General features: G+C 67.5%; 25 protein-coding genes. 8 read left to right on the top strand and 17 right to left on the bottom strand.

The features are described from left to right. Window positions 1-68: 68 nt before the first annotated feature. Window positions 69-1,196: an acyltransferase gene (locus H7A87_RS18735; RefSeq protein WP_119129773.1), complete on the top strand. Its 1,128-nt coding sequence runs from the start codon at window positions 69-71 to the stop codon at window positions 1,194-1,196. 131 nt (window positions 1,197-1,327) lie between these two features. Here the strand turns inward: H7A87_RS18735 and H7A87_RS18730 are convergent, their stop codons facing one another. The 5 genes from H7A87_RS18730 to radC form a co-directional block, all read right to left on the bottom strand. Continuing rightward, window positions 1,328-2,083, bottom strand: coding sequence for an SDR family NAD(P)-dependent oxidoreductase (locus H7A87_RS18730; RefSeq protein ID WP_104584909.1), 756 nt, complete (start codon window positions 2,081-2,083; stop codon window positions 1,328-1,330). Between the two features lie 40 nt (window positions 2,084-2,123). Further along, entirely contained in the window at window positions 2,124-2,672 is a 549-nt protein-coding gene (locus H7A87_RS18725; RefSeq protein ID WP_119129772.1) for a hypothetical protein, read from the bottom strand. 5 nt (window positions 2,673-2,677) lie between these two features. Continuing rightward, window positions 2,678-3,550, bottom strand: a complete 873-nt coding sequence (locus H7A87_RS18720) for an SPOR domain-containing protein (RefSeq protein ID WP_119129771.1) — start codon at window positions 3,548-3,550, stop codon at window positions 2,678-2,680. 45 nt (window positions 3,551-3,595) lie between these two features. Then, window positions 3,596-5,284, bottom strand: coding sequence for an arginine--tRNA ligase (argS, locus tag H7A87_RS18715; RefSeq protein ID WP_104584916.1), 1,689 nt, complete (start codon window positions 5,282-5,284; stop codon window positions 3,596-3,598). An 86-nt stretch (window positions 5,285-5,370) separates the two neighbouring features. Then, on the bottom strand, window positions 5,371-6,048 hold the full coding sequence (gene radC, locus H7A87_RS18710; RefSeq protein WP_104584918.1) for a DNA repair protein RadC: 678 nt from the start codon (window positions 6,046-6,048) through the stop codon (window positions 5,371-5,373). Window positions 6,049-6,144: 96 nt separating this feature from the next. On the opposite strand from radC, the gene coaBC reads away from it, so the two are divergent. From coaBC to H7A87_RS18695, 3 genes are read left to right on the top strand one after another with little or no spacing between them, the layout of a single operon-like run. Then, entirely contained in the window at window positions 6,145-7,419 is a 1,275-nt protein-coding gene (gene coaBC / locus H7A87_RS18705) for a bifunctional phosphopantothenoylcysteine decarboxylase/phosphopantothenate--cysteine ligase CoaBC (protein WP_119129770.1), read from the top strand. Next, a complete protein-coding gene (gene dut / locus H7A87_RS18700) occupies window positions 7,416-7,883 on the top strand; it encodes a dUTP diphosphatase (protein WP_104535010.1) in 468 nt (155 codons plus the stop codon). The genes coaBC and dut overlap by 4 nt, the downstream gene beginning before the upstream one ends. Before the next feature lie 13 nt (window positions 7,884-7,896). After that, window positions 7,897-10,242 (top strand): phosphomannomutase/phosphoglucomutase, encoded by a 2,346-nt coding sequence (locus H7A87_RS18695; protein WP_180496795.1) that lies wholly within the window; start codon window positions 7,897-7,899, stop codon window positions 10,240-10,242. A gap of 299 nt (window positions 10,243-10,541) precedes the next feature. On the opposite strand, the gene H7A87_RS18690 is transcribed toward H7A87_RS18695, so the two are convergent. From H7A87_RS18690 to pyrE, 10 genes are all read right to left on the bottom strand, one after another. Continuing rightward, the gene (locus H7A87_RS18690; RefSeq protein ID WP_119129982.1) at window positions 10,542-11,075 is read right to left on the bottom strand and encodes a hypothetical protein; all 534 of its coding nucleotides are present in this window, start codon (window positions 11,073-11,075) and stop codon (window positions 10,542-10,544) included. A gap of 289 nt (window positions 11,076-11,364) precedes the next feature. Further along, window positions 11,365-11,706, bottom strand: a complete 342-nt coding sequence (locus H7A87_RS18685; RefSeq protein ID WP_039816706.1) for a lipid-A-disaccharide synthase N-terminal domain-containing protein — start codon at window positions 11,704-11,706, stop codon at window positions 11,365-11,367. Further along, on the bottom strand, window positions 11,706-12,428 hold the full coding sequence (locus H7A87_RS18680; protein WP_119129769.1) for a glycosyltransferase family 2 protein: 723 nt from the start codon (window positions 12,426-12,428) through the stop codon (window positions 11,706-11,708). The genes H7A87_RS18685 and H7A87_RS18680 overlap by 1 nt, the downstream gene beginning before the upstream one ends. 335 nt (window positions 12,429-12,763) lie before the next feature. Beyond that, the gene (locus H7A87_RS18675; RefSeq protein WP_104584928.1) at window positions 12,764-13,729 is read right to left on the bottom strand and encodes an SDR family NAD(P)-dependent oxidoreductase; all 966 of its coding nucleotides are present in this window, start codon (window positions 13,727-13,729) and stop codon (window positions 12,764-12,766) included. A 46-nt stretch (window positions 13,730-13,775) separates the two neighbouring features. Beyond that, complete coding sequence (locus H7A87_RS18670; RefSeq protein WP_119129768.1) at window positions 13,776-14,501, bottom strand: suppressor of fused domain protein; 726 nt, start codon at window positions 14,499-14,501, stop codon at window positions 13,776-13,778. 43 nt (window positions 14,502-14,544) lie between these two features. After that, window positions 14,545-14,853, bottom strand: a complete 309-nt coding sequence (locus H7A87_RS18665; RefSeq protein WP_119129767.1) for a helix-hairpin-helix domain-containing protein — start codon at window positions 14,851-14,853, stop codon at window positions 14,545-14,547. A gap of 34 nt (window positions 14,854-14,887) precedes the next feature. Beyond that, window positions 14,888-15,817, bottom strand: coding sequence for a ParB/RepB/Spo0J family partition protein (locus H7A87_RS18660; protein ID WP_119129766.1), 930 nt, complete (start codon window positions 15,815-15,817; stop codon window positions 14,888-14,890). Beyond that, window positions 15,817-16,614, bottom strand: coding sequence for an AAA family ATPase (locus H7A87_RS18655; RefSeq protein ID WP_104584936.1), 798 nt, complete (start codon window positions 16,612-16,614; stop codon window positions 15,817-15,819). The genes H7A87_RS18660 and H7A87_RS18655 overlap by 1 nt, the downstream gene beginning before the upstream one ends. A 114-nt stretch (window positions 16,615-16,728) precedes the next feature. Further along, window positions 16,729-17,394 (bottom strand): hypothetical protein, encoded by a 666-nt coding sequence (locus H7A87_RS18650; protein ID WP_119129765.1) that lies wholly within the window; start codon window positions 17,392-17,394, stop codon window positions 16,729-16,731. Window positions 17,395-17,416: 22 nt separating this feature from the next. Next, on the bottom strand, window positions 17,417-18,076 hold the full coding sequence (gene pyrE / locus H7A87_RS18645) for an orotate phosphoribosyltransferase (protein WP_104584940.1): 660 nt from the start codon (window positions 18,074-18,076) through the stop codon (window positions 17,417-17,419). Window positions 18,077-18,197: 121 nt separating this feature from the next. Between pyrE and H7A87_RS18640 the strand changes: the two genes are divergently transcribed. The 3 genes from H7A87_RS18640 to H7A87_RS18630 all read left to right on the top strand — a co-directional run bounded on the left by H7A87_RS18640 (window position 18,198) and on the right by H7A87_RS18630 (window position 20,821). Next, the gene (locus H7A87_RS18640) at window positions 18,198-18,998 is read left to right on the top strand and encodes an exodeoxyribonuclease III (protein WP_119129764.1); all 801 of its coding nucleotides are present in this window, start codon (window positions 18,198-18,200) and stop codon (window positions 18,996-18,998) included. 241 nt (window positions 18,999-19,239) lie between these two features. Continuing rightward, window positions 19,240-20,535 (top strand): MFS transporter, encoded by a 1,296-nt coding sequence (locus H7A87_RS18635; RefSeq protein WP_164739889.1) that lies wholly within the window; start codon window positions 19,240-19,242, stop codon window positions 20,533-20,535. A 58-nt stretch (window positions 20,536-20,593) separates the two neighbouring features. Beyond that, on the top strand, window positions 20,594-20,821 hold the full coding sequence (locus H7A87_RS18630) for a hypothetical protein (RefSeq protein WP_104584944.1): 228 nt from the start codon (window positions 20,594-20,596) through the stop codon (window positions 20,819-20,821). Between the two features lie 338 nt (window positions 20,822-21,159). Here H7A87_RS18630 and H7A87_RS18625 read toward each other — a convergent pair whose 3' ends face one another. Together H7A87_RS18625 and H7A87_RS18620 are read right to left on the bottom strand one after the other, a co-directional pair. Continuing rightward, entirely contained in the window at window positions 21,160-22,302 is a 1,143-nt protein-coding gene (locus tag H7A87_RS18625; protein ID WP_119129763.1) for an anhydro-N-acetylmuramic acid kinase, read from the bottom strand. A 278-nt stretch (window positions 22,303-22,580) separates the two neighbouring features. Next, complete coding sequence (locus H7A87_RS18620) at window positions 22,581-23,999, bottom strand: M23 family metallopeptidase (protein WP_104649990.1); 1,419 nt, start codon at window positions 23,997-23,999, stop codon at window positions 22,581-22,583. A gap of 170 nt (window positions 24,000-24,169) precedes the next feature. Between H7A87_RS18620 and tyrS the strand changes: the two genes are divergently transcribed. Then, on the top strand, window positions 24,170-25,381 hold the full coding sequence (gene tyrS, locus H7A87_RS18615; protein ID WP_119129762.1) for a tyrosine--tRNA ligase: 1,212 nt from the start codon (window positions 24,170-24,172) through the stop codon (window positions 25,379-25,381). Window positions 25,382-25,976: the final 595 nt, after the last annotated feature.

Below are 25,976 nucleotides of genomic sequence, written 5' to 3'. Positions count from 1 at the left end.
CCGGTGCCGGCATCGCCGCAGCGGCGGGATGCGGCACAATCGGGCTCCCTCGGCCCTGCATCGCCCGCATGCGCTATCCCGCTCTCGATCTGCTGCGTGGCATCGCCATCGTCTGGGTGATGCTGTTCCATTCCTTCGTGGTCGGCGGTCTGGGGCCGGACTGGGCGTGGTTGTCGCGCTACGGCTGGATGGGCGTGGACCTGTTCTTCGTGCTGAGCGGCTTCCTGATCGGCACGCAGGTGCTGAGGCCGCTGGCACGCGGGCAACGCCTGGACTTCAGGGATTTCTACCTGCGCCGCGCGTTCCGCATCCTGCCGGCGTTCTTGGTGGTGCTGGCGATCTACTTGGCGTGGCCGCAGTTCCGCGAGGCGCCCGGGTTGGCGCCGTGGTGGATGTTCGTCAGCTTCACCCTGAACCTGTTGGTCGACTATGGCCGTGATGCCGCGTTCTCGCACGCCTGGTCGCTCTGCGTGGAAGAACATTTCTATCTGGTGTTTCCGTTGCTGGCGACGCTGTTGATGCGGCGGCCCTCGGCCGCGCGGTTCGTCGTGCTCTGCGTGCTGGTGGTGGTGGCAGGCATCGCGTTGCGTGCCGGCATCTGGTGGCACAACACCGCCCTGGACAGCGCCGGCGCCGGCCTGCAGCGCAACTGGTTCATCGAAGACCTCTATTACCCGACCTGGAACCGTCTGGACGGTCTGCTGGCCGGTGTCGTGCTGGCGGTGCTCAAGGTCGTTCGCCCTGCGCTGTGGCAACGGCTGCAGCAACACGGCAATGCATTTTTGCTTGCGGGCGTGGCGATCCTGGCGCTGGCGATGTGGCTGTTTCGCGAGCGCACCGGCCTGGTCGGCAATGCGCTGGGCTGGCCGGTGCTGTCACTGGGACTGGCCTTGCTGGTGTTCGCCGGCACCGCCACCCGCGGTGTGCTTGGCGGCTTGCGCGTGCCTGGTGCGGCATGGCTGGCGGCCATTTCCTACAGCCTGTATCTGACCCACAAGGCCGTGTTCCATCTCACCCAGGGCTGGTTCGGCCCGGCGCTGGAGGGGCGTGGCGTGCTGGCGTTTGCGGTGTATGGCCTGGTGGCAGTGCTGGGCGGTGCGCTGTTGCACTACGTGGTGGAGCGCCCGTTCCTGCAGCTGCGCGACAGGGTGCTGCGGCCAGGCGTGCGGCCGCTGGCTGCCGCTGATCGCGGCTGACCGCGCAGCGCAAAACGCCGCGCAATGCGCGGCGTTGTCGTGCTGCCTCGATGCGGCGCGCGGTGCTCACGCGCCGGCCGACACAGCATCGGATCGCGACCCGGAAGATGCATCGGCGTTGCAGGCCATCGTCACTGCGCGTCGCGCGCTACCTGGAAACCGGCGAACGACTGCGTGACCGGCATGATTTCCAGCCGATTGATGTTCAGGTGCGCCGGCAGGCTGGCGACGTAGAAGATCTGCTCGGCGATGTCCTCGGCGGTCATCGGCGTGGCGCCGCGGTACAGCGTGTCCGAGGCGGCCTGGTTGCCGCCCGTGCGCACCAGGGTGAATTCGGTTTCGGCCATGCCCGGTTCGATCGAGGTCACGCGCACGCCAGTGCCGTGCAGGTCCGCGCGCAGGCCCAGCGAAAACTGCTGCACGAACGCCTTGGTACCGCCGTAGACGTTGCCGCCGGTATAGGGGTAGGTCGCCGCGACCGAGGCGATGTTGATGATGGCGCCACGGCGTGCGATCAACGCCGGCAGCAGGCGGTGGGTGAGGGTGACCAGCGCGGTGACATTGGTGTCGATCATCTGCTGCCACTGCGTCAGGTCGGCCTGTTGCGCGGGCGCGGTGCCCAGCGCCAGCCCGGCGTTGTTGACCAGCACATCGATGTCGGCAAACTCCGCCGGCACTGCATCGATCGCTGCCGACAAGGCCTGCGCATCGCGCATGTCGAACGCGGCGGTATGCACCTGGCCGGCGGGCAGGTCGGCCGCCAGGGCATCCAGGCGCTCGGCGCGGCGGCCGGTGGCGATGATCTTCCAGCCGTCGGCGGCAAACCGGCGCACGGCGGCGCTGCCGAATCCGGAGGTGGCACCGGTGATCAGGACAGTCTTGGACATGGGGGATAACTCCTGCAAACGAGGGGGATCAGGCAAGGGATCAGGGGGCAGTGGCAGGGCCGGGCGCGCTGGCCTGGGCGCGCCGCGCGCGCAGGCTGGCCTCACTGAGCGGTTCGCGCGCCAGGACACGGCCGTGTTGCACCTGCAGCAGCAGGTACGGCGCCTCTGCGGCGGTGGATGCGGTGTCGGCGGCGCTCGCAGCGGTTGGCAAAGCAATCACCAGCTCGCCATCGATCCAGTCCGCGGCGACCGGGGCGGTTCGTCCGGGAAACAACACATCCAGGGGCAATGCCGGCGGTGCGGTGGCACAGGCGCCGATGACGACGCGATCCAGCAGCAGCTGCGCGTTTTCCACGCGCCAATCGGCCCGGTAACCGCGCCAGTTCGCACTGCAACTGCCCAGCGCCTGCCGCGCATGCGGCACGAAACGTTGCCAGGTGGCCTGGTCGTCCAGCACCGGCGACAGGGGTTCGGCTAGCAGCGCCGCGTCCTGCCCGTCGATCCGGATACGGTCTGGAATCTGCTCGGTGGCGTGCGCCGCGCCGATCAGTCCCCACCACAACCACAGGCCGGCGGCGCGCTGCAGCACTGCGGCTACTGCGCCTTGATCGCAATGGCGGGCAAGCCGCTGCCGGTCAGCTTCTGCTTGGCTTCGGCCAGTTCGCCGGCGCTGCCATATGGCCCCATGCGCACGCGGTAGACGGTTTTGCCGCTGATATCGGCCGATTCCACGCGTGCGGCCAGGCCCATCATCGCCAGCTTGGCCTTGGTCGATTCGGCGTCGCCGGAGGCGCCGAACGAGCCGGCCTGCAGGATGTAGCGGGTGTTGTCTGCCACTGCAGCGGGGGTTGCCGCGGTGGCAGCTGTCGCTGCCGGCTTCGGCGCAGCCGTCGCTGCCGGCGTGGCGAGCGCGGCTGTGCTGTCCGGCGCCGGCGTGGCGGCCGGACGTGCCGGGGCGGTCTCCGCCAACGGCTTCGGCGCGCTGGCCGCCGTTTCGTTCAACGGCACCGGCACGCTGGTGGCCGGCGTGGCGGCGGCCACGCTCGCACCCGGTGCAGGTGCAACCGGCTTGCCTTCCAGCGCCGCACGCGCACGTGCGGCTTCCTCGGCGCGCGCACTGGCCGCCAGTTCGGCATCGGACATCTGCACTTCCTTGCCGGGCAGCAAGGTGTAGAAGTCGTACTGGGTTTGCGCATCGCCCGGCTTGGCTTGCGGTTTGGGCGGTTGCGCGGGCTTGGGGAGCTCGGCCGGCGTATCCACGTCGGCATCGGCCACCGGCTCGGGCTGGGCGTCGGGGTTCGCCCGCGGGCCCACGCGCAGGAAGCCGTCGCCGTCCTTCTTGAACAGGTTGGGCGCGGCCAGAAAGATCACTGCCGCAATCGCAGCGCCTGCCACCAACCACACCCAAACGGGGGTGCCATTGCTGGTGTTGCGTCGCGCCTGACTCTTACCGCGTCGTGCTGCCATCTACCACTTCTCCGAATCACGTCGTTACGGGCCATGCGGCCCGACTTACATCTTTTCTGGGGCGCTGACGCCAAGCAGTTCCAGGCCGTTGGCGAGCACCTGTTGCGTGGCGACGGCGAGGGTGAGTTTGGCGTCGCGCTCTGCGGCATCGTCCACCAGCAGTTTGGTGTTGTGATACCACGTGTGGAAGGCGTGCGCCAATTCACGCAGGTATTGCGCGATCTGGTACGGCTCCAGCGCCTGGCCGGCGATTTCCACCACCTCCGCATAGCGCGACAGCTCGACCATGACGTTGAGCGAGTGCTCGTCGTCCAGGCGCGCCAGCTCGGCCAGTCCATGCGCCTGCTCGTACTTGTAGCCTTTTTCCTGCGCCTGCCGCAGCACGCTGCACACGCGCGCATGCGCGTACTGCACGTAGAACACCGGGTTGTCGTTGCTCTGCTGGCGGGCCAGGTCGATGTCGAAGGTGAGCTGCGAGTCGGGCTTGCGCGCGATCAGGAACCAGCGCACCGCATCGGCGCTGGTTTCCTCGATCAGGTCGCGCAGGGTGACGTAGCTGCCGGCACGCTTGGACAGTTTCACTTCCTCGCCGCCGCGCATCACCGTGACCATCTGGTGCAGCACGTACTCCGGCCAGCCCTGCGGGATGCCCAGTTCCAGCGCCTGCAGGCCGGCGCGCACGCGCGTCAGCGAGCCGTGGTGGTCCGCGCCCAGTTCGGTGATCGCGCGCTCGTAGCCGCGCTGCCACTTGGTCAGGTGGTAGGCCACGTCCGGCACGAAGTAGGTGTAGGTGCCGTCGGACTTGCGCATCACCCGGTCCTTGTCGTCGCCGAAGTCGGTGGACTTCAACCACAACGCGCCGCCTTCCTCGTAGGTATGGCCGGAGGCGATCAGCTTCTGCACGGCCTCTTCGACCTTGCCGTCCTTGTACAGCGAGCTTTCGAGGAAATAGATATCGAAATCGACGCGGAAGGCGGCCAGGTCGTGGTTCTGCTCGTTGCGCAGGTAGGCCACGGCGAAACGGCGGATCGCGTCGAAGTCGGCCGGGTCCTTGCCGCCGGTGACCAGATGGCCTTCCAGGTCGACGGTGTCGCCGGCCAGGTAGGCATTGGCCACATCGGCGATGTAGTCGCCGCGGTAGCCGTTCTCCGGCCAGCCGTCGCTGTCGGGGGTGAGCCCCTGCGCGCGCGCCTGCACCGACAAGGCCAGGTTCTCGATCTGCACGCCGGCATCGTTGTAGTAGAACTCGCGCTTGACGTTCCAGCCGTTGGCATCGAGCACGCGCGCCAGGCTGTCGCCAATCGCCGCCGCGCGGCCATGGCCGACATGCAGCGGGCCGGTCGGGTTGGCCGAGACGTATTCCACGCCCACCGAGCGGCCGTTGCCGGCCAGCCCACGCCCGTAGTCGTGGCCCTGCTTGAGCACATGTGCCACTTCGCGCTGGTAGGCGGTGGGGGCGAGATGGAAATTGATGAAGCCCGGCCCGGCGATCTCCACCTTGGCCACGTCGTCGCTGGCCGGCAATGCGGCGACCAGCGCCTGGGCTAGCGCGCGCGGATTGCTGCGCGCCGGCTTGGCCAGCAGCATCGCGGCATTGGTGGCGAAGTCGCCGTGCTCGCGCGTCTTGGGTCGCTCGACCACAAAATCCGGCGGCAGGGTGTCGGCAGGCAGGGTGCCGTTGGCGCGCAAGGCTTCGATGCCTTGGCCGATCAGTGCGCGGAGTTGGGCTTTCACGTGGGATCTGCTTGGAACGAAACCAGCGATTTTACCCGACCGCGCGCCCCGGGGTCGGGCCGATGGTTCAGGTCAGCGTCGCGCTGTCATCCCAGCCAGCCGCGCTCGGCCAGCGATACGGGCCGGCCGTCGCCGATCACGAAGTGGTCCAGCAGGCGGATATCCACCAGCTCCAATGCGCCCAGCAGACGCCGGGTGACCGCGCGGTCGGCCTCGGACGGTTCCGGATTGCCGGACGGGTGGTTGTGCCCGACGATCACCGCCGCGGCATTGTGCAGTAGCGCCCGCCGCACCACCTCGCGCGGATGGATGTCGGCCCCGTCGATGGTGCCGGTGAACACTTCCTCGAAGGCGATGGCGTGATGGCGGGTGTCCAGGTACAGCACCGCGAACACCTCATAGGGGCGCGGACGCAGCCGTTGCGAAAAGTAGCGGCCGGCGCTGGGCGGGTCGCTGAGCGCATCGCCGCGTTCCAGCGCGCTCAGCAGGTGACGGTGTGCCAGTTCCAGCCCCGCGCTGAGTTTGCAGGCCGAAGCCGGACCCAGGCCGGGCAGCCGCGCCAGCGCGGGCGCCGTGTGGTCCAGCAGCACGCGCAGCGGGCCGTGACGCAGCAGCAGGTTGCGCCCGGTCTGGACGGCGTCCTGGCCGCGCAGGCCGGAGCCGACAAAGATCGCCAGCAGCTCGGCATCGGACAGGGCAGTCGCCCCGCGCGCCAGAAGTTTCTCGCGCGGGCGTTCGTGGGTGGGCCAGTCGTGAATGTGCATATGGCGAGATTGCCGGTGCTCATCGCTCACGCCTATCAGGCCGGACGGGGGCATCGGCTAATCTAGTTGTCCTTGTAACCGTAGGACGACTCCGACGTGATCGGCTCCACTCAGGCCCGCCCCCTGGACGGACAGCGCTTGCTGCTGTGCGTCGGCGGAGGCATTGCCGCTTACAAATCGCTTGAACTGGTCCGTCGCCTGCGCGACGCCGGCGCACTTGTACAGGTCGCCATGACCAGCGGCGCGCAACAATTCGTCACCCCGCTCAGCTTCCAGGCGCTGTCCGGGCAGCCCACCCGCACCACGTTGTGGGACAGCGCTGCCGAGCAGGCGATGGGACATATCGAACTGGCGCGCTGGGCCGATCAGGTGATCGTCGCTCCGGCCACCGCCGACCTGCTGGCGCGGCTGGCGCATGGCCTGGCCGATGATCTGGTCAGCACGCTGTGCCTGGCCACGACTGCGCCGCTGACCGTGGCCCCGGCGATGAACCACCGCATGTGGCTGCACGCGGCCACGCAGGCGAATGTGGCGACCCTGTCCGCACGCGGCGTGCGCGTGGTCGGTCCCGATGACGGCCCGCTGGCCGAAGGCGAATCCGGCCCCGGACGGCTGGCCGAGCCGGCGGCGATCATTGCCGCCCTGGCCGGCGGTGCCGGCGCCGGCAGCGCCGCGCCGGTGGCCTCCAGCAGTGCGGCTGCGCCGGCATTCGTGCCCAGCAGCGCGCAGCTGGAGGGCCTGCGCATCGTGATCAGCGCCGGCCCCACCTTCGAGGACCTGGATCCGGTGCGTTACGTGGGCAACCGCAGCAGCGGCAAGATGGGCTATGCCCTGGCCGCCGCCGCCGCCGCCCAGGGGGCCGAGGTGGTGCTGGTCAGCGGCCCGGTGCACCAGGCCACCCCGGCCGGCGTGCGGCGGATCGACGTGCGCTCGGCTGCGCAGATGCGCGATGCGGTGCTGGGCGCGTTCCCGGCCGACATCTACATCGGCGCCGCCGCGGTGGCCGACTACACCCCCAAGCGGGTGGTCGCGCAGAAGATCAAGAAGACCGGCGAGACGCTGACCCTGGAACTGGTGCGCACCCCGGACATCCTGGCCGAGGTCGCCGCGCAGACCGGCGCGCTGAAGCTGGTGGTGGGTTTTGCCGCCGAGACGCACGACGTGGAGCATTACGCGCGTGGCAAGCTGGCCGCCAAGCGGCTGGACCTGATCATCGCCAACCAGGTGGGGATCGAGGGCGGCGGCTTCGAAAGCGACAACAACGCCGCCACCGCCTACTGGCAGGGCGGCGAGCGCGCCTTCCCCAGCAGCAGCAAGACCGAACTGGCCGACCAGCTGTTGGCCCTGATCGCGGAGAGATTGCAGGCATGAGCACCCCGACCCAGTCCTTGCAGGTGAAGCTGCTCGACCCGCGCTTCGGCGACCTGTGGCCGCTGCCGGCCTATGCCACCGACGCCAGCGCAGGCATGGACCTGCGCGCCGCGCTGGAAGCGCCGATGACGCTGGAGCCCGGCGATGCGGCGCTGATTCCCAGCGGCATCGCGATCCATCTGGCCGACCCGCAGCTGTGTGCGGTGATCCTGCCGCGCTCGGGCCTGGGCCATCGCCACGGCATCGTGCTCGGCAACGGCACCGGGCTGATCGATGCCGATTACCAGGGGCCGTTGCTGATCAGCACCTGGAATCGCGGTCGCGCCGCCTTCACCATCGAGCCGGGTGACCGCATCGCACAGCTGGTGATCCTGCCGATCGTGCGCGTGGGCTTGCAAGTGGTGGATACTTTCGTCGACAGCGCGCGGGGAGCGGGTGGATTCGGCCACACCGGCGTGCGCTGACGGGGGACGTCACATGAGCAAGACGAGCGAGCGCAGGCAGTCGATGTCCAGCGTGCGTACGCGTGGTCCGGTGTTGGGGGGAGTGTTGTTGCTGCTGGCTGCCTGGTTCGGCTGGAGCAGCTACACGCAATGGCGCAAGGATGCGGTTGCGCAGGACCTGGAACAGGCGCGCGACCGCGCCGTGCAGGACGTCAGCCAGGCCATGGCGCAGCAGGCCAGCCAGCTCGACGCCCTGCTCAAGCAGCCGCAGGTCATCGCCGCGTTGGCCAACGGTGACGCGCTGGCGGCGGCCTCGACCATCCGCGAGCGCTTCAAGGGCGCCGAGGACGTGCAGGTCCTGCCCGGCGACCTGACCGCCGCCTACGACAATCCCAAGGACTTCGGTTACGCGCGGCTGAGCCTGCTCGAGTCGGCGCTGGTGGCCAAACGTGCCCAGGTGCATGTGGTGCGCGACGCCAAGCAGGTCCGTCTGGGTGTGGCAGCGGTGGTCACACTGGGCACGCAGCCGGCGGTGGCGTACGCGCGCCTGCCGTTGTTGCGTCTGACCGGCCCGCTGGATGCGATCGCAGTGCCCGGCAGCGCCTATCTGGCCTTGCGCCAGGGCAGCTACAACGTCGCCCAGCAAGGCGATGTGGCGCTGGCCGATGCCGCCGAGACCCTGGCCAGGCCATTGGGTGACAGCGGCATGCGCGTGGCCGCCGCGGTGCCGCAACGCGATGAGGGCCCGCTGGGTCTGGGCACCGTCGGCTGCGCGATCGTGGCCGTGCTGCTGCTCGCCATCGCCGTGCTGTTGGTGCTGGCCAGCCGTGGCCGCGTCGCCTTGCCGCGTCGCCGCGTGGCCAGCGAGCCGAGCGCCGACGAACCCACCTTCAGCCAGAGCCTGCAGCACGACGCCAGCCTCGCCAGCGAGGCGCGCGCGCTGGACGCAGATGCGCCGCCCGCGCCGCCGGCGCTGGTGCCGGCCGTGCAGGTCGCCACCGAGATGTTCCGCGCCTACGACATCCGCGGTGTGGTCGGCAAGGACCTCAATCCGGGCGTCGCCGCCTTGATCGGCCAGGCCATCGGCAGCGTGATGCAGGCGCAGGGCCTGCGCGAGGTGGTGGTCGGCCGCGATGGGCGGCTGTCGGGCCCGGAGCTCGCCAATGGCCTGATCGACGGCCTGCGTCGCGCCGGCTGCCAGGTGATCGATGTCGGTCTGGCGCCCACCCCGGTGGTGTATTTCGGCGCCTATGAACTGCGCGCCGGCAGCTGCGTGGCGGTCACCGGCAGCCACAATCCGCCCGACTACAACGGCTTCAAGATCGTCATCGGTGGCGAGACGCTGTCCGGGTCGGCGATCGCCGACCTGCACCAGCGCATCAACGAAGGCCGCCTGCACACCGCGGCAACGCCTGGCGAGCTGGAACAGCGCGACATCAGCGACGCCTACATCCAGCGCATCGCCGACGACGTGCAGCTGGACCGCCCGATCAAGGTCGTGGTGGATGCCGGCAACGGCGTGGCCGGTGAGATCGCGCCGCGCCTGCTGGAAGCCATCGGTGCCGAGGTCATCCCGTTGTACTGCGAGATCGACGGCACCTTCCCCAACCATCACCCCGACCCGAGCGAGCCGCACAACCTCGACGATCTGGTGAAGATGGTGCAGCGCTTCGATGCCGATATCGGAGTGGCCTTCGATGGCGATGCCGATCGTCTGGGCGTGGTTACCAAGCAAGGCACCATGGTGTTCCCGGACCGTCTGCTGATGCTGTTCGCCGCCGACGTGCTGCAGCGCAATCCCGGTGCGTTGGTGATCTACGACGTCAAGTGCACCGGAAAGCTGTCCGACCACGTGCTGCGCAATGGCGGCAGCCCGCTGATGTGGAAGACCGGGCACTCGCTGATCAAGGCCAAGATGCGCGAGACCGACGCCGAACTGGCCGGCGAGATGAGCGGGCACTTCTTCTTCAAGGAGCGCTGGTACGGCTTTGACGACGGCATCTATGCGGCCGCACGCCTGCTGGAAATCCTGGCCCAGCGTGAGCAGACCCCGTCGGAGGTGCTGGAGGCCTTGCCCGAAAGCGTGTCCACGCCGGAAATCAAGGTGCCGGTGGACGGTGATGCGCATGCACTGGTCGCGCGTTTCGTCGAGCGTGCCCAGGCCGGCGAGGAATCGCCGTTCGAATCGGCGCGGCTGTCGACGATCGACGGACTGCGCGCGGACTTCGCCGACGGCTGGGGCCTGGTGCGTGCCTCCAACACCACGCCGATCCTGGTGCTGCGGTTCGAGGCTGACACCGAGGCCGCATTGGAGCGGATTCGCGGGCTGTTCCGCAGCCAGTTGCAGGCCTTGCTGCCGGAGCATCCACTGGAGTTTTGAGCGACCGGTGCGTCACGGACGACTGCCCTGCCGGTATACCGGCAGGGCGGGTCGCGGCGCCGCAACCCGCTTGTAGTGGCCGATCACGCCATGCTCGGCGCTGGCAGATGTCGGCGATCACCGCAGCGTGCAGCCCGCCTTGACCGACGTGGCGACCGACGTCAGACGTCGCCCGAACAGACGGCGCTCGACGTCAACATTGATCGGGCGGACGTCGCTCGCACAGACCCGCAATGCTGACCGGCGAAGACACGCAACAGTCTGTCTGGCTCGCGCCGGACGGACGCGCGCGATCACGGTCACCTGTCTCCCGGACCCGGCATGCGTGGACCATCAACCGGCACTGCAGTCCCGGCGCCGTGCGCAGCGTGGTCGTGCAGCAGCCAGACCGCATCCCAGTACGGATACCCGCCGATCTGCGCGGCCAGCCCTGCCCGTAACGGCAACGCCACCAGTGCGCGCGCGAACTGTCGATGGTCGTCATGCGGGGCAAGCGCCGACGCCTGCATCTGCGGCTGCCACACCGTCCCGCCGCGGCCACGTGCACGATTGACCGCCCCGGCGGCGACCTGCCGCGCAACGGCAGCCATGTGCAGCAGCGCAGCCTTGCCCGGTGCCTGCAGCAGCGCACACCAGCAATCGGGCAGCAGCACCCAGCACAGCAACTGCGCGCCCTGCCAGTGACCGGCCGCCGCCAGGCTCGCCGCCGCGGCCCGCGCGCAGCGCCAGTCGGCAAACAACGGCACCTGCTGATGCGTGTGCAGCCGCAAATGCCAGTGCGCCGCAATCGGCGCCGACCCGGACAAGGAACGATGGAGAAGCGCACTGGACATGCGCACAGCATGCCGATGAGCAAACAGCCGCGGCATCGGCGACGCGCCTCATCTCCGGTCGGTCACCAGCGCATCGCGGTGTACGAAGAAACCCATTGACTGTCGGATATCGCACGCCTGGGGTTACCCACCACAAGGCAGAGCCGATGCAGCCTGCTGCACCAGCTCAGTTGCGCCACCGGCACCACCTCAAAAGCCTGGAGACCTGGCGCACCAATCACCAGCAACCGGTCACAGCACCCGCGAACCGCGATTCCCCAATCCCGATTCCCGATTCCCGATTCCCCGCTCAATGCACCGCCCGGTCGCGCTTCCACCCGCGATGCTTCACATCCAGATACAGGCTGTAGAACGCGGTGAACGCCGGGAACAGGTTCTGCAGCACGCCCACCGAATCCTGCTTGGCCGAGAACACGAAGTAGCTCAGCGTCATCAGGCTGCCGACCACGCTCATGTACCAGAACATGCGCGGGATCACCGGCTTGCCGGCGCGCTTGGAAGCGACAAACTGCACCAGCCAACGGCCGCCGAACATCAGTGCGCCCACATAGCCGATCAGCTTCCAGCCGGTGACATGCAGCCCGGTCCAGTACAGCCAGGTCAGTGGCTGGTCCAGCCAATGCAGTTCCATCAGCGCTCCTGCACCACGGTGCGCCTGCTGCGGGTGATCAGCCAGGCCACGCCGCGCAGGTCGCGGATGCCGACCAGCGCGCGATTGAGATTGTTGTACTTGGACACGCCGGCGGTGCGATGGCGGTGGTGCACCGGCACGCTCACCGTGCGCCAGCCGGCGCGCTGCATCAATGCCGGCAGATAGCGGTGCATATGATCGAAGTAGGGCAGGTCCAGGAACGCCTCGCGCTCGAACAGCTTGATGCCGCAGCCGGTATCGGGCGTGTTGTCGTGCAGCATGCGCGAGCGGATCGCGTTGGCCCACTTGCTGGCCCAGCGCTTGGACCCCGAATCCTGGCGGTTGACCCGCCAGCCGGCGAACAGCTTCACCTGCGCATCGGCGCTGGCGCGCGCGGTCAGCAGCTTGGGAATGTCGGCTGGATCGTTCTGGCCGTCGCCATCGAGCGTGGCGATCCAGCTCGCACGGGCGGCCTTGACGCCATTGCGCACCGCCGTGCTCTGGCCGCTCTGGGTCACGTGATGCAGCACGCGCAGCTCCGGCGTGGTGACCTTCAGGCCTTGCAGCACCGCCAGCGTGTCATCGCGCGAGTGGTCGTCGACATAGACGATCTCGAACGCCACCAACCCGCGCAAGGCGGCGACGATCTCACCGACCAGCGCGGCGACGTTATCGCGCTCGTTGAACACCGGGACGACAACGGAAAGCTGAGGGTGGCTCATGGATTCGTGGTGGCCAGATGAAGGCTGAGCGAAAAGATCGCGCATTGTGCCCTGACTGTCTGAGTCAGGCATGAAGCACGCGCGCGTTATGTGCGGTGGAGCGCGCGCAAAGCGGACTGTAGCGTGTATGCATGCCCTAAAGCGCCGGCTGCGTGGCCGGCAAGGCGCCGCGCGCCGCGCTCGGATGGTGCAGGGTGGGCGCGAAAGCTCAACGTCCGGCGCGCCGTCCTGCAGATGCGCGCCTCGCTACGGACGGACTCGTGGCGATGTGCTATCGCCTGGCCGCCTGGCCGCTACCACCAGTATTGCGGCTGCGCCGTGGTGGCAGGTGTCGGCTAGGCGCGCTCGCCGAAATAATGGCGGCACCACTCCACCACCTGTGGCAAGCCGCGCTCGACCGGAGTGGCCGGCTCGAAGCCGAAGGCGGCCTGCGCGCGCTGCGTATCGGCCATGGTGCGGATCATGTCGCCCGGCTGCATCGGCCGGTAGACCTTCTCGGCGGGCCGGCCGGCGGCCTGGGCGATCACGTCGATGAAGTATTCCAGTTCCACCGGGGTGTGGTTGCCCAGGTTGAACACCCGGTGCGGCACCGGCTCGCTGCTGGGCGTGTCCAGCGCGCCCAGCACGCCGGCCACGATGTCGTCGACGAAGGTGAAATCGCGCTGCATCCTGCCGTGGTTGAATACCTCGATCGGCCGCCCCGCCAGCACCGCGCGGCTGAAGATCAACGGCGCCATGTCCGGCCGTCCCCATGGCCCGTACACGGTGAAAAACCGCAGCCCGGTCGCGCGCAGGCCGTACAGCTGCGCATAGGTATAGCCCATCAGCTCGTTGGCGGCCTTGGTCGCCGCATACAGCGAGCGCGGCTGGTCCACGCGCTGGTCTTCGGAAAACGGCGGGGTGGCCGAATCGCCGTAGACCGAACTGCTCGACGCATACACCAGGTGCTGCACGCCGCGGTGCCGGCACAGCTCGAGCATGTTGACGAAGCCGACCAGGTTGCTGTCGACGTAGGCGGACGGGTTTTCCAGCGAGTAACGCACCCCGGCCTGCGCGGCCAGATGCACCACGCGCGTGGGCCGGACCTGCTCGAACAACGCGGCCAGGCCATCGCGGTCGGTCAGGTCCAGCGTGCGGATGTCCATGCCCGGGCACAACGCCGCCACCCGGTCGCGCTTGAGCTGCGGGTCGTAATAGCTGTTGTAGTTGTCCAGGCCCACCACCGACTCACCGCGCGCAGCCAGCGCGCGGCAGGTGTAGGCCCCGATGAAACCGGCGGCGCCGGTGACGAGAATGGTCATTGCAATGGTCCTGGAGATGTCGAAGGCAGGCGAGCGGCAAGCGGGCTCAGAACAGCCCGAAGCGCTTTTTGGCGACGTTGACGCGATCAAGCGCAATGATGTCCCCAATCCCCCTGGCATCGAAGCGATCCAGCAACGCGTCGCTGCCGTCCTTCAGTTTCAGTGCCATCTCCTCCGGGTACAGCGGCACCACCGTCATGAACACGATGGTCTTGTCGGCATCGATGACCAGGCGCGCAAATTTCTCGGGCGTGCTCACCGGCGGCAGCACGATGGCGCCATCGAAGCGCACCCCGGGTGCGTAGGGTTCGGCCCGATGGCCATTGGGGATGGTGTGGCCGAAGCCCAGCCAGGTCTCGAACGTGTGCGGCAGCCGGGCCAGGGTCTTGAGCAGGCGGATCGGCCAGTAGTGGCGCGGGTCTTCGAAGTCGCGCTGGTCCAGCGACCAATCGGCGGGCAGGCTCAGCATCAGCTCCATGTACTGCGGCGCTTCCACCCCTTCGGGCAGCGTCATCGGCAGGTCGCTCATGCCCGAGGTCACCAGCCGCAGGTAGGGGACGTCCTCGGTGGCGGGCACCACATGCACGTCCAGATGCACGGCATCGGAGATGATCTCGTGCAGAACGCCCGAGATCGGTCCCAGATGCCGCTCGATATGTGCGCTGATCCGCTCGATGCAGTCACCGCCGTGTGCCGGCGCGAACCGCTTTTCCTGCGCGTGCAGCATCATCGTGCTGCCGCCCGGGCTGATCTGGTCGTGTTCAGTGCTCATGGGTTGCTCCTGTTGATGGCAGCGCCTGACCGCGTGCGCGCACTCACCCCAGCCGGAGCGGTGCCTGGCTGGCCAGCGTTGCCTTGCGTTCGGCGCTGAACGCCCACCACGGCTGCGGCGCCTCGCCCTGCATGAAGCGCGTGATCGACAGGAACACGTCGATCACGCAGGGGTCGTGCAGCACACCGGTCCGCAGGCACAGCTGCGCATACATGTCGTAGGCATCGCGACCGCGCAATTGCGCGGCAACGCGGATGCCGATCCGCTGCAGATCCTTTTCGCAGGCCGGGCCCACGTTCGGCAGGTCGGTCAGATGCAGCAGGTGCTTGCGATCGACCTTGACGGGATTCATTGCCGGGACTGCTCCTGGTGGGTGCGCAGAGAACTCAGCTGCGCTGCACGCGCAGGCGTTCGAGCACGCCGTCCAGCGTGTCCAGGTCGGTGTAGTGGATCACCAGCTTGCCCTTGCCGCCGCGGCCGTGGTTGAACACCACCTTGGTGCCCAGCGATTCGGACAGTTCGGTCTCCAGCGAGGCGATATCGGCCTGCGGCGCGGCAGCGGCCGGCTTGCCCTTGCGCAACGCGCCGGGCACCTTGCCGGCGGCGAACTGCTGCGCACGGTGTTCGACCTCACGCACCGACCAACCCTGGTCGGCCGCTTCCTGCGCCAGCTTGCTGGCCAGCTCCGGCGCCAGGGTGAGCAGCGCACGCGCATGGCCCATTTCCAGACGGCGGGTTTCCAGCAGCACGCGGATGGCCACCGGCAATTCCAGCAGCCGCAGCAGGTTGGACACCGACGCACGCGAGCGGCCCACCGCGCCGGCGGCCTCGGCGTGGGTCAGCGAAAATTCGTCGATCAAGCGCTGCAGCGCCTGCGCTTCTTCCAGCGGGTTGAGGTCTTCGCGCTGGATGTTCTCGATCAGCGCCATCGCGATGACGGTGCGGTCGTCCAGCTCGCGCACCACCACCGGCACCTCGCTCAGCCCGGCCAGCTGCGAGGCGCGCCAGCGGCGTTCGCCGGCCACGATCTCGTACTGCCCCGGCGCCAGCTCGCGCGCCACGATCGGCTGGATCACCCCCTGCGCCTTGATCGACTCCGCCAGCTCGGCCAGCTTGACCTCGTCCATCTCCTTGCGCGGCTGGTACTTGCCCGGCTGCAGCTGGCTGACCGGCAACTGGCGCAGGCTGTCGCCCGGCTGCAACGCTTCCTCGCTGGCCGCGCTCGGCGCCGCCGCGGCGGCCGCGCCCTTCGGTCCCAACAGCGCTTCCAGACCACGGCCCAGGCCACGCTTCTTTGCGGGGATCGGCTTGTTCATCAGACGGTCTCCACGGGCCGGTAGGCCTTGTTGCGGTCGTTCTGGCGGCGCAGGATTTCGCTGGCCAGCCCCAGGTAGGCCACGCCACCGCGCGAGGTGCGGTCGTAACCGACGATGCTCTGGCCATGGCTGGGCGCCTCGGCCAGGCGCACGTTGCGCGGCACGATGGTGCGGAACACCTTGTCGCCGAAATGCTCGGTCAGCTCGGCCGACACCGCGTTGGCCAGGTTGTTGCGGATGTCGAACATCGTGCGCAGCACGCCTTCGATTTCCAGTGCCGGATTGAGGTTGGCGCGCAAGGCCTCGATGGTTTCCAGCAGCGCGGTCAGTCCTTCCAGTGCGTAGTACTCGCACTGCATCGGCACGATGATCGAGTCGGCCGCGGTCAAGGCATTGAGCGTCAGCAGCGACAACGCCGGCGGGCAGTCGATCAGGATGAAGTCGTACTCGTCGCGGATCGGTGCCAGTGCGCGCTTGAGCCGCTGTTCGCGCTCGCCCTGATCCATCAGCTGGATCTCGGCAGCGGTCAGGTCGATGTTGCCCGGCAGCAGGTCGAAGCCTTCCGGCGCGGTGACCCGGATCTCGGCGGCGGTGTTTTCGCCCAGCAACAGGTCGCACGTCGAGGCGGCCACATCGCGCTTGTCGATGCCGCTGCCCATGGTGGCGTTGCCCTGCGAGTCCAGATCCACCAGCAACACACGCTTGGGCGCGCGCGCCAGGCCGGCCGCCAGATTGACCGCGGTCGTGGTCTTGCCGACGCCGCCTTTCTGGTTGGCAATGGCGATGATCCGGGCCATGCGGGAGAGCCTCGTGGGCAGGGAGTAAGACCGGCCATTATGCGGGCAGGGCGTCGGATCGGGAAATGCCGCCTGCCGCAGTGCGCCGCACGGGTGGCAATGACGGCGGGCCGGTCAGCCGGCAGGCGCAGTGGCGGCCGGCGGTTCCTTCATCGCCCGGTAGCGCTGCAGGATGTCGGCGATCTCGCCGTCCAGCGCCACCCGTTGCTGCTCGAAGCTGGTCTGCAGACGCAGCTGCGCCAGCAGCTCGCGATGGCGTTGCTGGATGTCGGCGGCCAGCTTGTCGGCCACCGCCTGGCCAGCCAGTTCGCGGTCGCCGGCGCTGCGCAGCATGCTGGCCAGCCCTTCGCGCAGGCTGGTCACATTGAAGCGCGCGGTGTGGATGTTGTTGTCGACGATGGCGATGCGCTCGTTGAACACCCGGCGCAGGTCGTCCTCGCTCTGGTAGGACATCAGCATCGCCTGGTCGGTGCGCTGGCGCATCTGCTCGGCGGCCAGATCGGCCTGGCGTTGCTGCTCGCTGGCAGCGGCGGCGGCCCGCTCGTCGCTGCTCATGGCGCGCTGCACCTCGGCGCTGCGCAGGCCGCTCCTGGCGTTGAACTCGTCGCGCGCCTGGTTCACCGCCTCCGGCGGCAGCGTATCGCTGCACACCCGGGCGCCGTTCTGGTTCCAGCAATACAGCGTCTTCGCGGCCGGCTTGTCCTGCGCGATGGCAGGTGCGGCGGCCACGGCCGCCGCAACGGCGGCGAGTAACGCCAAACGGGTGTGTCTCGGCATCATCGCAGCCCCCTGTCGCCTGCCGTCAGCCTGTGGTGTCGGTGCCGTAACGGCCACGATAGGCCAGCAGCGGTTCCCGGAAGCCCACAAGGTCGGCGTTTCCTGCCGCAAAAGCAAGCAGGTCGCCCAGGTTGGCCACCGCGATCACCGGGATGCCGGCCTCGGCCGCCACCGCCTGCGCGGCCGAGCGGCGATCCTGCTCGGAGGCGATCTCCTGCCGGTCCAGCGCCACCACGATCCCGGACGGAACGCCGCCGGCGCCACGGATGATGCCCAGCGCCTCGCGGATCGCGGTGCCGGCGGTGATCACGTCGTCGACGATCAATACCTTGCGCCCCTGAAGCGGCGCACCGATCAGGCTGCCGCCCTCGCCATGGTCCTTGGCTTCCTTGCGGTTGAACGCCAGCGGCAGGTCGCGCCCGCGCCCGGCGTAGGCGCAGGCCAGCGCGGTCGCCAGCGGGATGCCCTTGTAGGCCGGCCCGAACAGCAGATCGAACTCCACCCCGGCCGCGTCGATCGCATCGGCATAGCACTGCGCCAGCTGCGCGGTCTTGGCGCCCGAATCGAAGCGCCCGGCATTGAAGAAATACGGACTGAGCCGCCCGGACTTGAGCGTGAACTCGCCAAAGCGCAGGGCATCGGCGCCCAGGGCCAGCTGCAGGAAACGGGTGCGGTGGTCGGTCATTGGACGGGAATGGGGAATAGGGAATCGAGAATGGTAAACGCATCGTGCGCCGGCAGCCTTCCGCATGCGCCTGGGGTAGGCTTTACGATTCCCCATTCCCAACTCCCCATTCCCGGCCCTTATGCGCATCATCAGTTTCAACGCCAACGGCCTGCGCTCGGCCGTCACCAAGGGTTTCTTCGAGTGGTTCGCCGAGCAGGACGCCGACGTGCTGTGCGTGCAGGAGACCAAGGCCCAGGAGCATCAGCTGGCCGGTGCCAAATTCCTGCCCACCGGCTACAAGGCCTGGTTCCGCGACGCCAGCACCAAGAAGGGCTACAGCGGCGTGGCCATCTACAGCAGGCACGAACCCGATGAAGTGCGCACCGCGCTGGGCTGGCCCGAGTTCGACGAAGAGGGCCGCTACATCGAGGCGCGCTTTGGCAACCTCAGCGTAGTGTCCTTCTATATTCCGTCCGGCTCCTCGGGCGAGTTGCGCCAGGGCTACAAGTTCCAGGTGATGGAATGGCTGCGGCCGATCCTGGATGAATGGCTGGCCAGCGGCCGGCAGTACGTGCTGTGCGGCGACTGGAACATCGTGCGCTCGGCGCTGGACATCAAGAACTGGAAGTCCAACCAGAAGAATTCCGGCTGCCTGCCGCCCGAGCGCGACTGGCTCAACGGCCTGTGCGCCGATGCGCTGGAAGACGCCGATGCCGCCGGCGGCCGCGGCTGGGTCGATACCTACCGCGTGCTGCATCCCCAGGGCCAGGACTACACCTGGTGGAGCAACCGCGGTGCGGCGCGCAGCAACAACGTCGGTTGGCGCATCGACTACGAACTGGTCACTCCCGGCCTGCGCGACAAGGTCAAGGCCTGCTCCATCTACCGCGAGCAGCGCTTTTCCGACCACGCGCCGTATGTCGTAGATTACGCGGAGTGAGGAAGGGTGCGCAGCCGGCGGTGACGCGCACCGGGACGGTTGGCCAAGCCTCACCGTGTTGTGTTTCCGGCCGCGTCGTGCAGATGCACGTCGAGGGCGTGCAGGCCGTGCCTGGCCGCAGCCAGATGGCCGTGGATCCTTCCGGGAGCCAATCATGCGTGTCCGGCAGGTCGCTCCGCGCAGTGGCCGGTGATACTGCCCGCCCGGCATCGATCAGCCCCCATTCCCAGCGGCCATACGCATGACCACGCCTGCACCCAACTACAAAGGACTGCGCGGCATCCGGCAGGCCTTCGCCACCCCATCGGCGGCGACCATGGCCCTGCTGGGTTTCGGCAGTGGCCTTCCGTTCCTGCTGATCGCCTCGCAGACCCTGTCCACCCGGTTGCGCGATGTCGGGCTGGATCTGGGCAGCATCGGCCTGATCAGCCTGGCCAGCTTCTTCTACCTGCTCAAGTTCCTGTGGGCGCCGCTGCTCGACCGCTATGCGTTTCCGCTCACCGCGTGGTTGGGGCGTCGGCGTTCCTGGCTGCTGGTCTCGCAACTCGGCGTCACCGCCGGCCTGTTCGCACTGGCGTTTTCGCGCCCGGACATGAGTGTCACCGGCCTGGTCGCCTGGGTGCTGTTCGCCTCGTTCTGGGGCGCCACGCAGGATTCGGTGGTGGATGCCTATCGCATCGAAATCGCCCCGGACACGGCGCAGGCCGCCTTGGCGGCGACCTACACCCTGGGCTACCGGATCGGCCTGATCCTCGGTGGCGCCGGCGCGCTGTACCTGGCCGAATACCTCAACTGGACCTCGGCGTACCTGGCCATGTCGGCGCTGATGCTGCTGCCGATCATCACCACCCTGGTATGCCGCGAGCCGGACCGGCCGCAGCTCACGGTGGTGCGCCGCATCGACGTGGCCGGCGCATTCTGGCAGCCCATTTCCAGTTTCTTTTCCGGCAACGGGCTGGCGCTGGGCATCGTCCTGCTGGCTTTTGTCGGCCTGTTCAAGTTCCCGGACCAGGTGATCGGCGTGATGGCCGGGCCGTTCTATCTGGATTCGGGCTACACCAAGGCCGACATCGCCACGGTGTCCAAGCTGTTCGGCGTGTGGATGGGCATCGTCGGCGCGTTTGCCGGCGGTGCGGCGGTGGCTGCGTTCGGCTTCCGGCGCATGCTGCTGGTCGCCGCCCTGGGCGTGGCGCTGTCCAACCTGGCATTTTTGCTGATGGCGCAGAACCCCGGCAAATTGTGGGCGTTCTATGCCGCACTCAGTGCCGACAATCTGTTCCAGGGGTTCGCCGGTACCGTGCTGGTGGCCTTCATGTCATCGCTGACCAATCGCAACTTCACCGCCACCCAGTACGCCTTGCTGGTGTCACTGGCCAATTTGCCGGGCAAGTTCGCCGGCGGTGTATCCGGGTTCCTGGTCGAGGCCACCTCCTACAGCACCTTCTTCATCCTCAGCGCCCTCACCGTGGTTCCCACGCTGGCCCTGCTGGCCTGGCTGTGGCCGCGGCTGGATGCCCGCGACGGGCGCCCGGATTGAAACGTCCGCCAAGGTTGCCGATGATGCCGACGCGGCACTGCATCGCACGAGGAAGGGCATGACCGATCTGGTACTGCGTGACATCGATCCATTGCTGGTGGACAGGATCCGTCGCATCTCCGTCGCACGCGGCTGGACCCAGCACCAGACGGTGATGCATCTGCTCGAACAGGGCCTGTTCGCCAGCGAGTACGACGTCAGCGGCGGCCTGCAGCATCCGGAAGTCGATGTGCTGGCCGAGGCGATCGCCGCGCTCAAGGCGCTGCCGGCGGGGAATACTCCCTAGCGCTGCAAACGGCCAGGCGGTGCTGCCCGGTGCGCAAGTTCACTCGGTGCGAGCACGGTATGCGAATGCGGATGGTTTGGTCGGAAACCCTTGCATGCTGCCGAGAAGAGCCGAGATTGCTGTGCATTCGCCGGCTCAACTGCGCACGTCCCCGCCAGCCTCTGCTCAATTGCGTGCTAGTCGGTTGCAGACGAGGCGGGCATCATCAGCAAGCTAGCTTCACCGAACACGTCACCGCTACCCCTCATTAATTGAGCGCTGGTCGCGTCGCAGAATTCGGGGCGGGGCACCATCAGGAAGCGCGGTAGTGGCATCCAACGCGCGCCGATCCAGGCCACTCATGCCGGATAGATCGCCCCCAGCAACCGCGGCCCCGCCGCCCCGGTCACCGACGGCAGATTGGCCGTGCGGCCCGCGAGCAGCTCCGCGGCCAACCACGCAAATCCCATTGCCTCTAGATAGTCAGGATCCAGCCCATGCCGCGCGCTGGATTCCACCACCACGCCCGGCAGTCGCGCCGCCAGGCGCGCCATCAACACCGGATTGCGCACCCCACCACCGCACACCAGCACCCGGCGGGTATCGGGCTGCAGCCGCAGCAACGCGTCGGCGACGCTGGCGGCGGTGAGTTCGAGCAGGGTCGCCTGTATATCGGCCGCGGACGGCGCCGCGTTGCCCGGCGACCGCATCGCCTGCATCGCCCAGTCCAGGTGGAACTGCTCGCGTCCGGTGCTCTTGGGCGGTGCCAGTGCGAACCACGGGTCGGCCAAGAGCGCCTGCAGCAGCGCCGTATCGACGCGCCCGCTGGCGGCAAACGCACCGTCGGCATCGAACGCCGTGCCGCGGTGCTGCTGGCACCAGCTGTCCAGCAATGCATTGGCCGGGCCGGTATCGAAGCCCAGCACCGCGCCACTGCGCGGGATCAAGGTCAGGTTACCGATGCCGCCCAGGTTCAGCACCGCACGGTCCTCGTCGGCGGCACCCAGCATGGCCAGATGGAAGGCCGGCATCAGCGGTGCGCCCTGGCCGCCGGCAGCCACATCGCGCCGGCGGAAATCGGCCACCGTGGTGATGCCGGTGTGCTCGGCAATCCGGCTCGCATCGCCTATCTGCCAGGTGAAGGCCGGATCGGCCTTGGGGCGATGTCGAATGGTCTGCCCGTGCGAGCCGATCGCGCGAATGCGCCCACGCGCAATGCCGCTGTCGCGGATCAGCTGATTGGCCGCGGCCGCAAACGCCAGCCCCACCTGCGCATCCAGGTGTCCAAGCGCATCGATGGCGATGACCTCGGCGCCCTGGCCCAACGTCACCAGCGTTTCGCGCAGCTGTGGCTCCCAGGCCACCGTGGTGCCTGCGACCAGTTCGCAGCGGCGATGGCCCTCGTCGGTGAAGCGCACCAGCGCCGCATCGATGCCGTCGGCGCTGGTGCCCGACATCAGGCCCAGATAGAGCGGGGATTCAAGATGTTCCGGAGCAGACATGCCAGGGCCAGTTGCACGGTGGTCGTGCAGCTTGTGCAGCCGGGATGGGAGAGTCAACCGGCCTTGCGCGCATTGCGGTGGAAGCAGGGGCGATGCGCTCGCCAGCCAAGCACCCTAAATGTAGTGCCGACTGTCGCGTCGGCACCATGGTGTCCACTTGTTGCTGGCAGCAACCCGATGCCGGCTGCGGCGTCGCGTGAGCCAGAGCCCTCGAACGGAGGCGCAGTCGTGCGATCGGCGGTTGCCAGCGCGGCGGCTGGGAAACCAGCCGCGCCCACTCAACCGCGCGGCTTGCCCTTGGCGGGCTTGCCGGCGTCGGCGTAGATCAACTTCTCCATGCCTTCGATACGCGCCAGCGCCGGCGCCGTCTGCGCGCGGAAGGCGGCCAGCTCGGCGCCCTGCAACGGCTCCGGCGGCGGCATCGTCACCGACATCGGGTTGCGCTGCTGCCCGGCGACGCGGAATTCGTAATGCAGATGCGGGCCGGTCGCCAGGCCGGTCATGCCGACATAGCCGATCACCGTACCCTGGTTGATGCGCTGGCCGGCCTTGATCTTGCCGAAGCGCGACATGTGCCCGTACAGCGTGCTGAAGTTCCTGCCGTGGTCCAGGATCACCACATTGCCGTAGCCGCGCTGGGTGCCGACGAACACCACCCGTGCATCGCCAGCGGCCATGATCGGCGTGCCCGATGCTGCCGCGTAGTCCACGCCCTTGTGCATGCGCATCGTGCCCAGCACCGGATGCTTGCGCGCGCCAAAGGTCGAGCTGATGCGGCTATAGGCCACCGGCATGCGGATGAAGCTCTTCTTCAATGGCCGGCCGTTGATGTCGAAATACTCGGCCGGCTTGCCGGCACGCTCGAAGCGGAAACCGGTGTAGGTCTTGCCGCCGGTGGTGAAGGTCGCCGCCAGGATGTCGCCGGTGTTGATGCGCTCGCCCTCGCGCCAGGTCTCGTCCATCACCACGCTGAAGCGATCGCCCGGCTGCAGATCCTTGTCGAAGTCGATGTCGTACTTGAAGATCTCGTCGGTCATGATCGCCACCGCCGCCGGCGACAGCCCCGACTTGCCGGCCGAGGCGTACAGCGAGCTGCTGATTTCCCCGCTTGCCACCACCGTGCGCGTGGTCGTGGCGCGCTCGGTGACGTTCTCGCGCACGCTGTCGCCCAGCAGGCGCAGCTCCACGCGGTGGCTGTCGTCGCGGTCGAAGCGCAATGCGCGCAGCTCGCCCGGCGTCGGCATGTCGAAGGCGATCTCGGCGCCCGGACGCAGCTTGGTCAGCGCCTCCTTGGTGCCCGGATGCGCCAGCACCTGGTACATCACCGCCGTCGGGATTCCCAATTCGCCGAACAAGGTGCTCAGCGTCTGCCCCGATTTGACCTGCAGGATTTCCCAATCGGTGCTCGGTGCCAGCTGCTTGCGGGCCGGCACCAACGGCGGCAACGGCAGGGCCAGCGTGGAATGGCTGGACAGCGGCGCATCGATGGCATTGGAAAAGCCCGGCACGATCGTGGCCACCAGCGCACCGATGGTCGCGAACAGGCTGGCGTGGATCCAGTGCCGGCGCGTCCATTGGTCGTTGAATGCCGCCGGAAGATGCGCCTTGAGCTTGCGATGCAGGGCAGTGTCGTGGAGGACGTGGAGGCGTTCGTGAAAGCGCCGCTTGCGTGCACGGCCCTGCTCTGAGTTCTGCATCGTTCAAATTCCTCGCTGGCTCGAAGTGCGGGCCCAATCGCCGGTACCATAGACAGCCTGTAACAGCGCGTCAAACCATTGAGCCTGTTCAACATTTTCATTTGGCGTGGAATTAACCCGCGTTTAACATCGTTCACGTTTTTGACGGCAAACGCCGCTGGAGTCTGTGGTTGGCCACTATCGAAGAATCCCTCGCACTCATCGGCCGCGGCGCCGAGGAGATCCTCAAGCTCGATCAGCTCGAAGCGCGCCTGAAATCCGGCGTGCCGTTGCGGGTCAAGGCCGGGTTCGATCCCACCGCGCCGGATCTGCATCTGGGCCACACCGTGCTGCTCAACAAGATGCGGCAGTTCCAGCAGCTCGGGCATCAGGTGATTTTCCTGATCGGCGACTTCACCGGAATGATCGGTGACCCGAGCGGCAAGAACGTCACCCGCAAGCCGCTGAGCCGCGACGATGTGCTGGCCAACGCGCGCACCTATGAGGAGCAGGTCTTCAAGATCCTGGACCGCGAACGCACCGAGGTGCGCTTCAACTCCGAGTGGTTCGGCCAGATGAGCGCGGCGGACATGATCAAGCTGTCCGCGCAGCACACCGTGGCACGCATGCTCGAGCGCGACGATTTCGCCAAGCGCTTCAACGGCCAGCAACCGATCGCCATCCACGAGTTCCTGTATCCGCTGGTCCAGGGCTACGACTCGGTCGCCTTGAAGGCGGACGTCGAACTGGGCGGGACCGACCAGAAGTTCAACCTGCTGATGGGGCGCGGCCTGCAGGAGCACTACGGCCAGGCCCCGCAGGTCGTGCTGACCATGCCGCTGCTGGAAGGCCTGGACGGGGTGGCCAAGATGTCCAAGTCGCTGGGCAACTACATCGGCATCAACGAGCCGGCCATCGACATCGTCACCAAGACCATGAAGATCGGCGACGAACTGACCTGGCGCTGGATCGATCTGCTGTCTTTCGACATCGGTGTTGCCGAGGCCGCGCGCCTGAAAGAACAGGTCGCCTCCGGTGACCTGCACCCGCGCGAGGTCAAGTTGCGTCTGGCGCGCGAACTCACCGCGCGCTTCCACGATGCCGCCACTGCAGAGCAGGCCATCGCCGGCTGGCACGCCGTGGTGACGGGGCAGGGCGACACCAGCCTGTTGCCGCTGCAGGAGGTGGCCGTGCCGGCCGAAGGTCTGCGGATCGCAAGTCTGCTCACCGCCGCCGGCCTGACGCCCAGCAATTCGGAGGCCACGCGTAAGCTCAAGGAACGTGCGGTCAAGATCGATGGTGAAGTGGTCGAAGATCCGGCACGTCAGTTTGGGCCGGGCTTCGAGGGTGTCATCCAGGTGGGGAAGCGTAATTTCGCCCGCGTTGCGCTGGTCAGCGCCTGAGCTGGCGAGGGTTGCTGCATGGCAGCGATGTCGGCGCCGGGATGACATCTATATAGAGGCATCAGACGGATGACGCAGGATCAGCGGCTTGCTGCAGCAACGACGAAGGACTTACTGCTACAGATGGCAGCGGGATCGTGAAAAATTTTTCACAAACCCCTTCCCAAACGTCCCGGTTGGGCCTATAGTTCGCCTCCCCCGACGCAACGGCCCCGCAAATGCGGAACCAGAGCGGAAGGGTTCGAAAATGCCTTGATTTAAGGTGTTGACGAAACGAAAAAGCCGGCTATGATGGGCGGCTCGCTACACGGAAAGATGCTTCGGCAGATTGAGGTGCAGCGGCGGCAACTTCCTCTTCACGAGGGGTTGACGAAGATGAAAAGCCTGCTAATATGGCCGGCTCGCTTCGCAGAAAACCTTCAGGTCGAAACGAAGCAGCGTCAACCATCTCGAAATGAGGTGTTGACGGCAAGAAAAAGTCCGCTATAATGGGCGGCTCGCTTCGACGGAAACGACGAAGCTGACGGGAACGGCGCTGAGGCCACTTCCCAATGTTCTTTGACAGTGTGCGCAGGTAATTTGTGCGGACGCCTGC

It is taken from the genome of Xanthomonas sp. CPBF 426, from assembly GCF_903989465.1.
In the GTDB taxonomy this organism is placed as follows: domain Bacteria; phylum Pseudomonadota; class Gammaproteobacteria; order Xanthomonadales; family Xanthomonadaceae; genus Xanthomonas; species Xanthomonas euroxanthea.
Note: the sequence above shows the minus strand (reverse complement) of the source record. Positions and strands in the feature narration are given on the sequence as shown.

Excerpts from the sequence above, each read along its gene's own strand:
- H7A87_RS18675 (WP_104584928.1), bottom strand. The coding sequence starts at position 13,729 with ATGACCATTCTCGTCACCGGCGCCGCCGGTTTCATCGGGGCCTACACC.
- H7A87_RS18685 (WP_039816706.1), bottom strand. The coding sequence starts at position 11,706 with ATGGAACTGCATTGGCTGGACCAGCCACTGACCTGGCTGTACTGGACC.
- H7A87_RS18625 (WP_119129763.1), bottom strand. The coding sequence starts at position 22,302 with ATGTCTGCTCCGGAACATCTTGAATCCCCGCTCTATCTGGGCCTGATG.
- H7A87_RS18730 (WP_104584909.1), bottom strand. The coding sequence starts at position 2,083 with ATGTCCAAGACTGTCCTGATCACCGGTGCCACCTCCGGATTCGGCAGC.
- radC (WP_104584918.1), bottom strand. The coding sequence starts at position 6,048 with ATGCACATTCACGACTGGCCCACCCACGAACGCCCGCGCGAGAAACTT.
- H7A87_RS18695 (WP_180496795.1), top strand. The coding sequence starts at position 7,897 with ATGAGCAAGACGAGCGAGCGCAGGCAGTCGATGTCCAGCGTGCGTACG.
- H7A87_RS18735 (WP_119129773.1), top strand. The coding sequence starts at position 69 with ATGCGCTATCCCGCTCTCGATCTGCTGCGTGGCATCGCCATCGTCTGG.
- H7A87_RS18635 (WP_164739889.1), top strand. The coding sequence starts at position 19,240 with ATGACCACGCCTGCACCCAACTACAAAGGACTGCGCGGCATCCGGCAG.
- pyrE (WP_104584940.1), bottom strand. The coding sequence starts at position 18,076 with ATGACCGACCACCGCACCCGTTTCCTGCAGCTGGCCCTGGGCGCCGAT.
- H7A87_RS18620 (WP_104649990.1), bottom strand. The coding sequence starts at position 23,999 with ATGCAGAACTCAGAGCAGGGCCGTGCACGCAAGCGGCGCTTTCACGAA.
- dut (WP_104535010.1), top strand. The coding sequence starts at position 7,416 with ATGAGCACCCCGACCCAGTCCTTGCAGGTGAAGCTGCTCGACCCGCGC.
- H7A87_RS18665 (WP_119129767.1), bottom strand. The coding sequence starts at position 14,853 with ATGAATCCCGTCAAGGTCGATCGCAAGCACCTGCTGCATCTGACCGAC.
- H7A87_RS18680 (WP_119129769.1), bottom strand. The coding sequence starts at position 12,428 with ATGAGCCACCCTCAGCTTTCCGTTGTCGTCCCGGTGTTCAACGAGCGC.
- H7A87_RS18630 (WP_104584944.1), top strand. The coding sequence starts at position 20,594 with ATGACCGATCTGGTACTGCGTGACATCGATCCATTGCTGGTGGACAGG.
- H7A87_RS18690 (WP_119129982.1), bottom strand. The coding sequence starts at position 11,075 with ATGTCCAGTGCGCTTCTCCATCGTTCCTTGTCCGGGTCGGCGCCGATT.
- H7A87_RS18655 (WP_104584936.1), bottom strand. The coding sequence starts at position 16,614 with ATGGCCCGGATCATCGCCATTGCCAACCAGAAAGGCGGCGTCGGCAAG.
- H7A87_RS18720 (WP_119129771.1), bottom strand. The coding sequence starts at position 3,550 with ATGGCAGCACGACGCGGTAAGAGTCAGGCGCGACGCAACACCAGCAAT.
- H7A87_RS18640 (WP_119129764.1), top strand. The coding sequence starts at position 18,198 with ATGCGCATCATCAGTTTCAACGCCAACGGCCTGCGCTCGGCCGTCACC.
- H7A87_RS18670 (WP_119129768.1), bottom strand. The coding sequence starts at position 14,501 with ATGAGCACTGAACACGACCAGATCAGCCCGGGCGGCAGCACGATGATG.
- H7A87_RS18660 (WP_119129766.1), bottom strand. The coding sequence starts at position 15,817 with ATGAACAAGCCGATCCCCGCAAAGAAGCGTGGCCTGGGCCGTGGTCTG.
- H7A87_RS18650 (WP_119129765.1), bottom strand. The coding sequence starts at position 17,394 with ATGATGCCGAGACACACCCGTTTGGCGTTACTCGCCGCCGTTGCGGCG.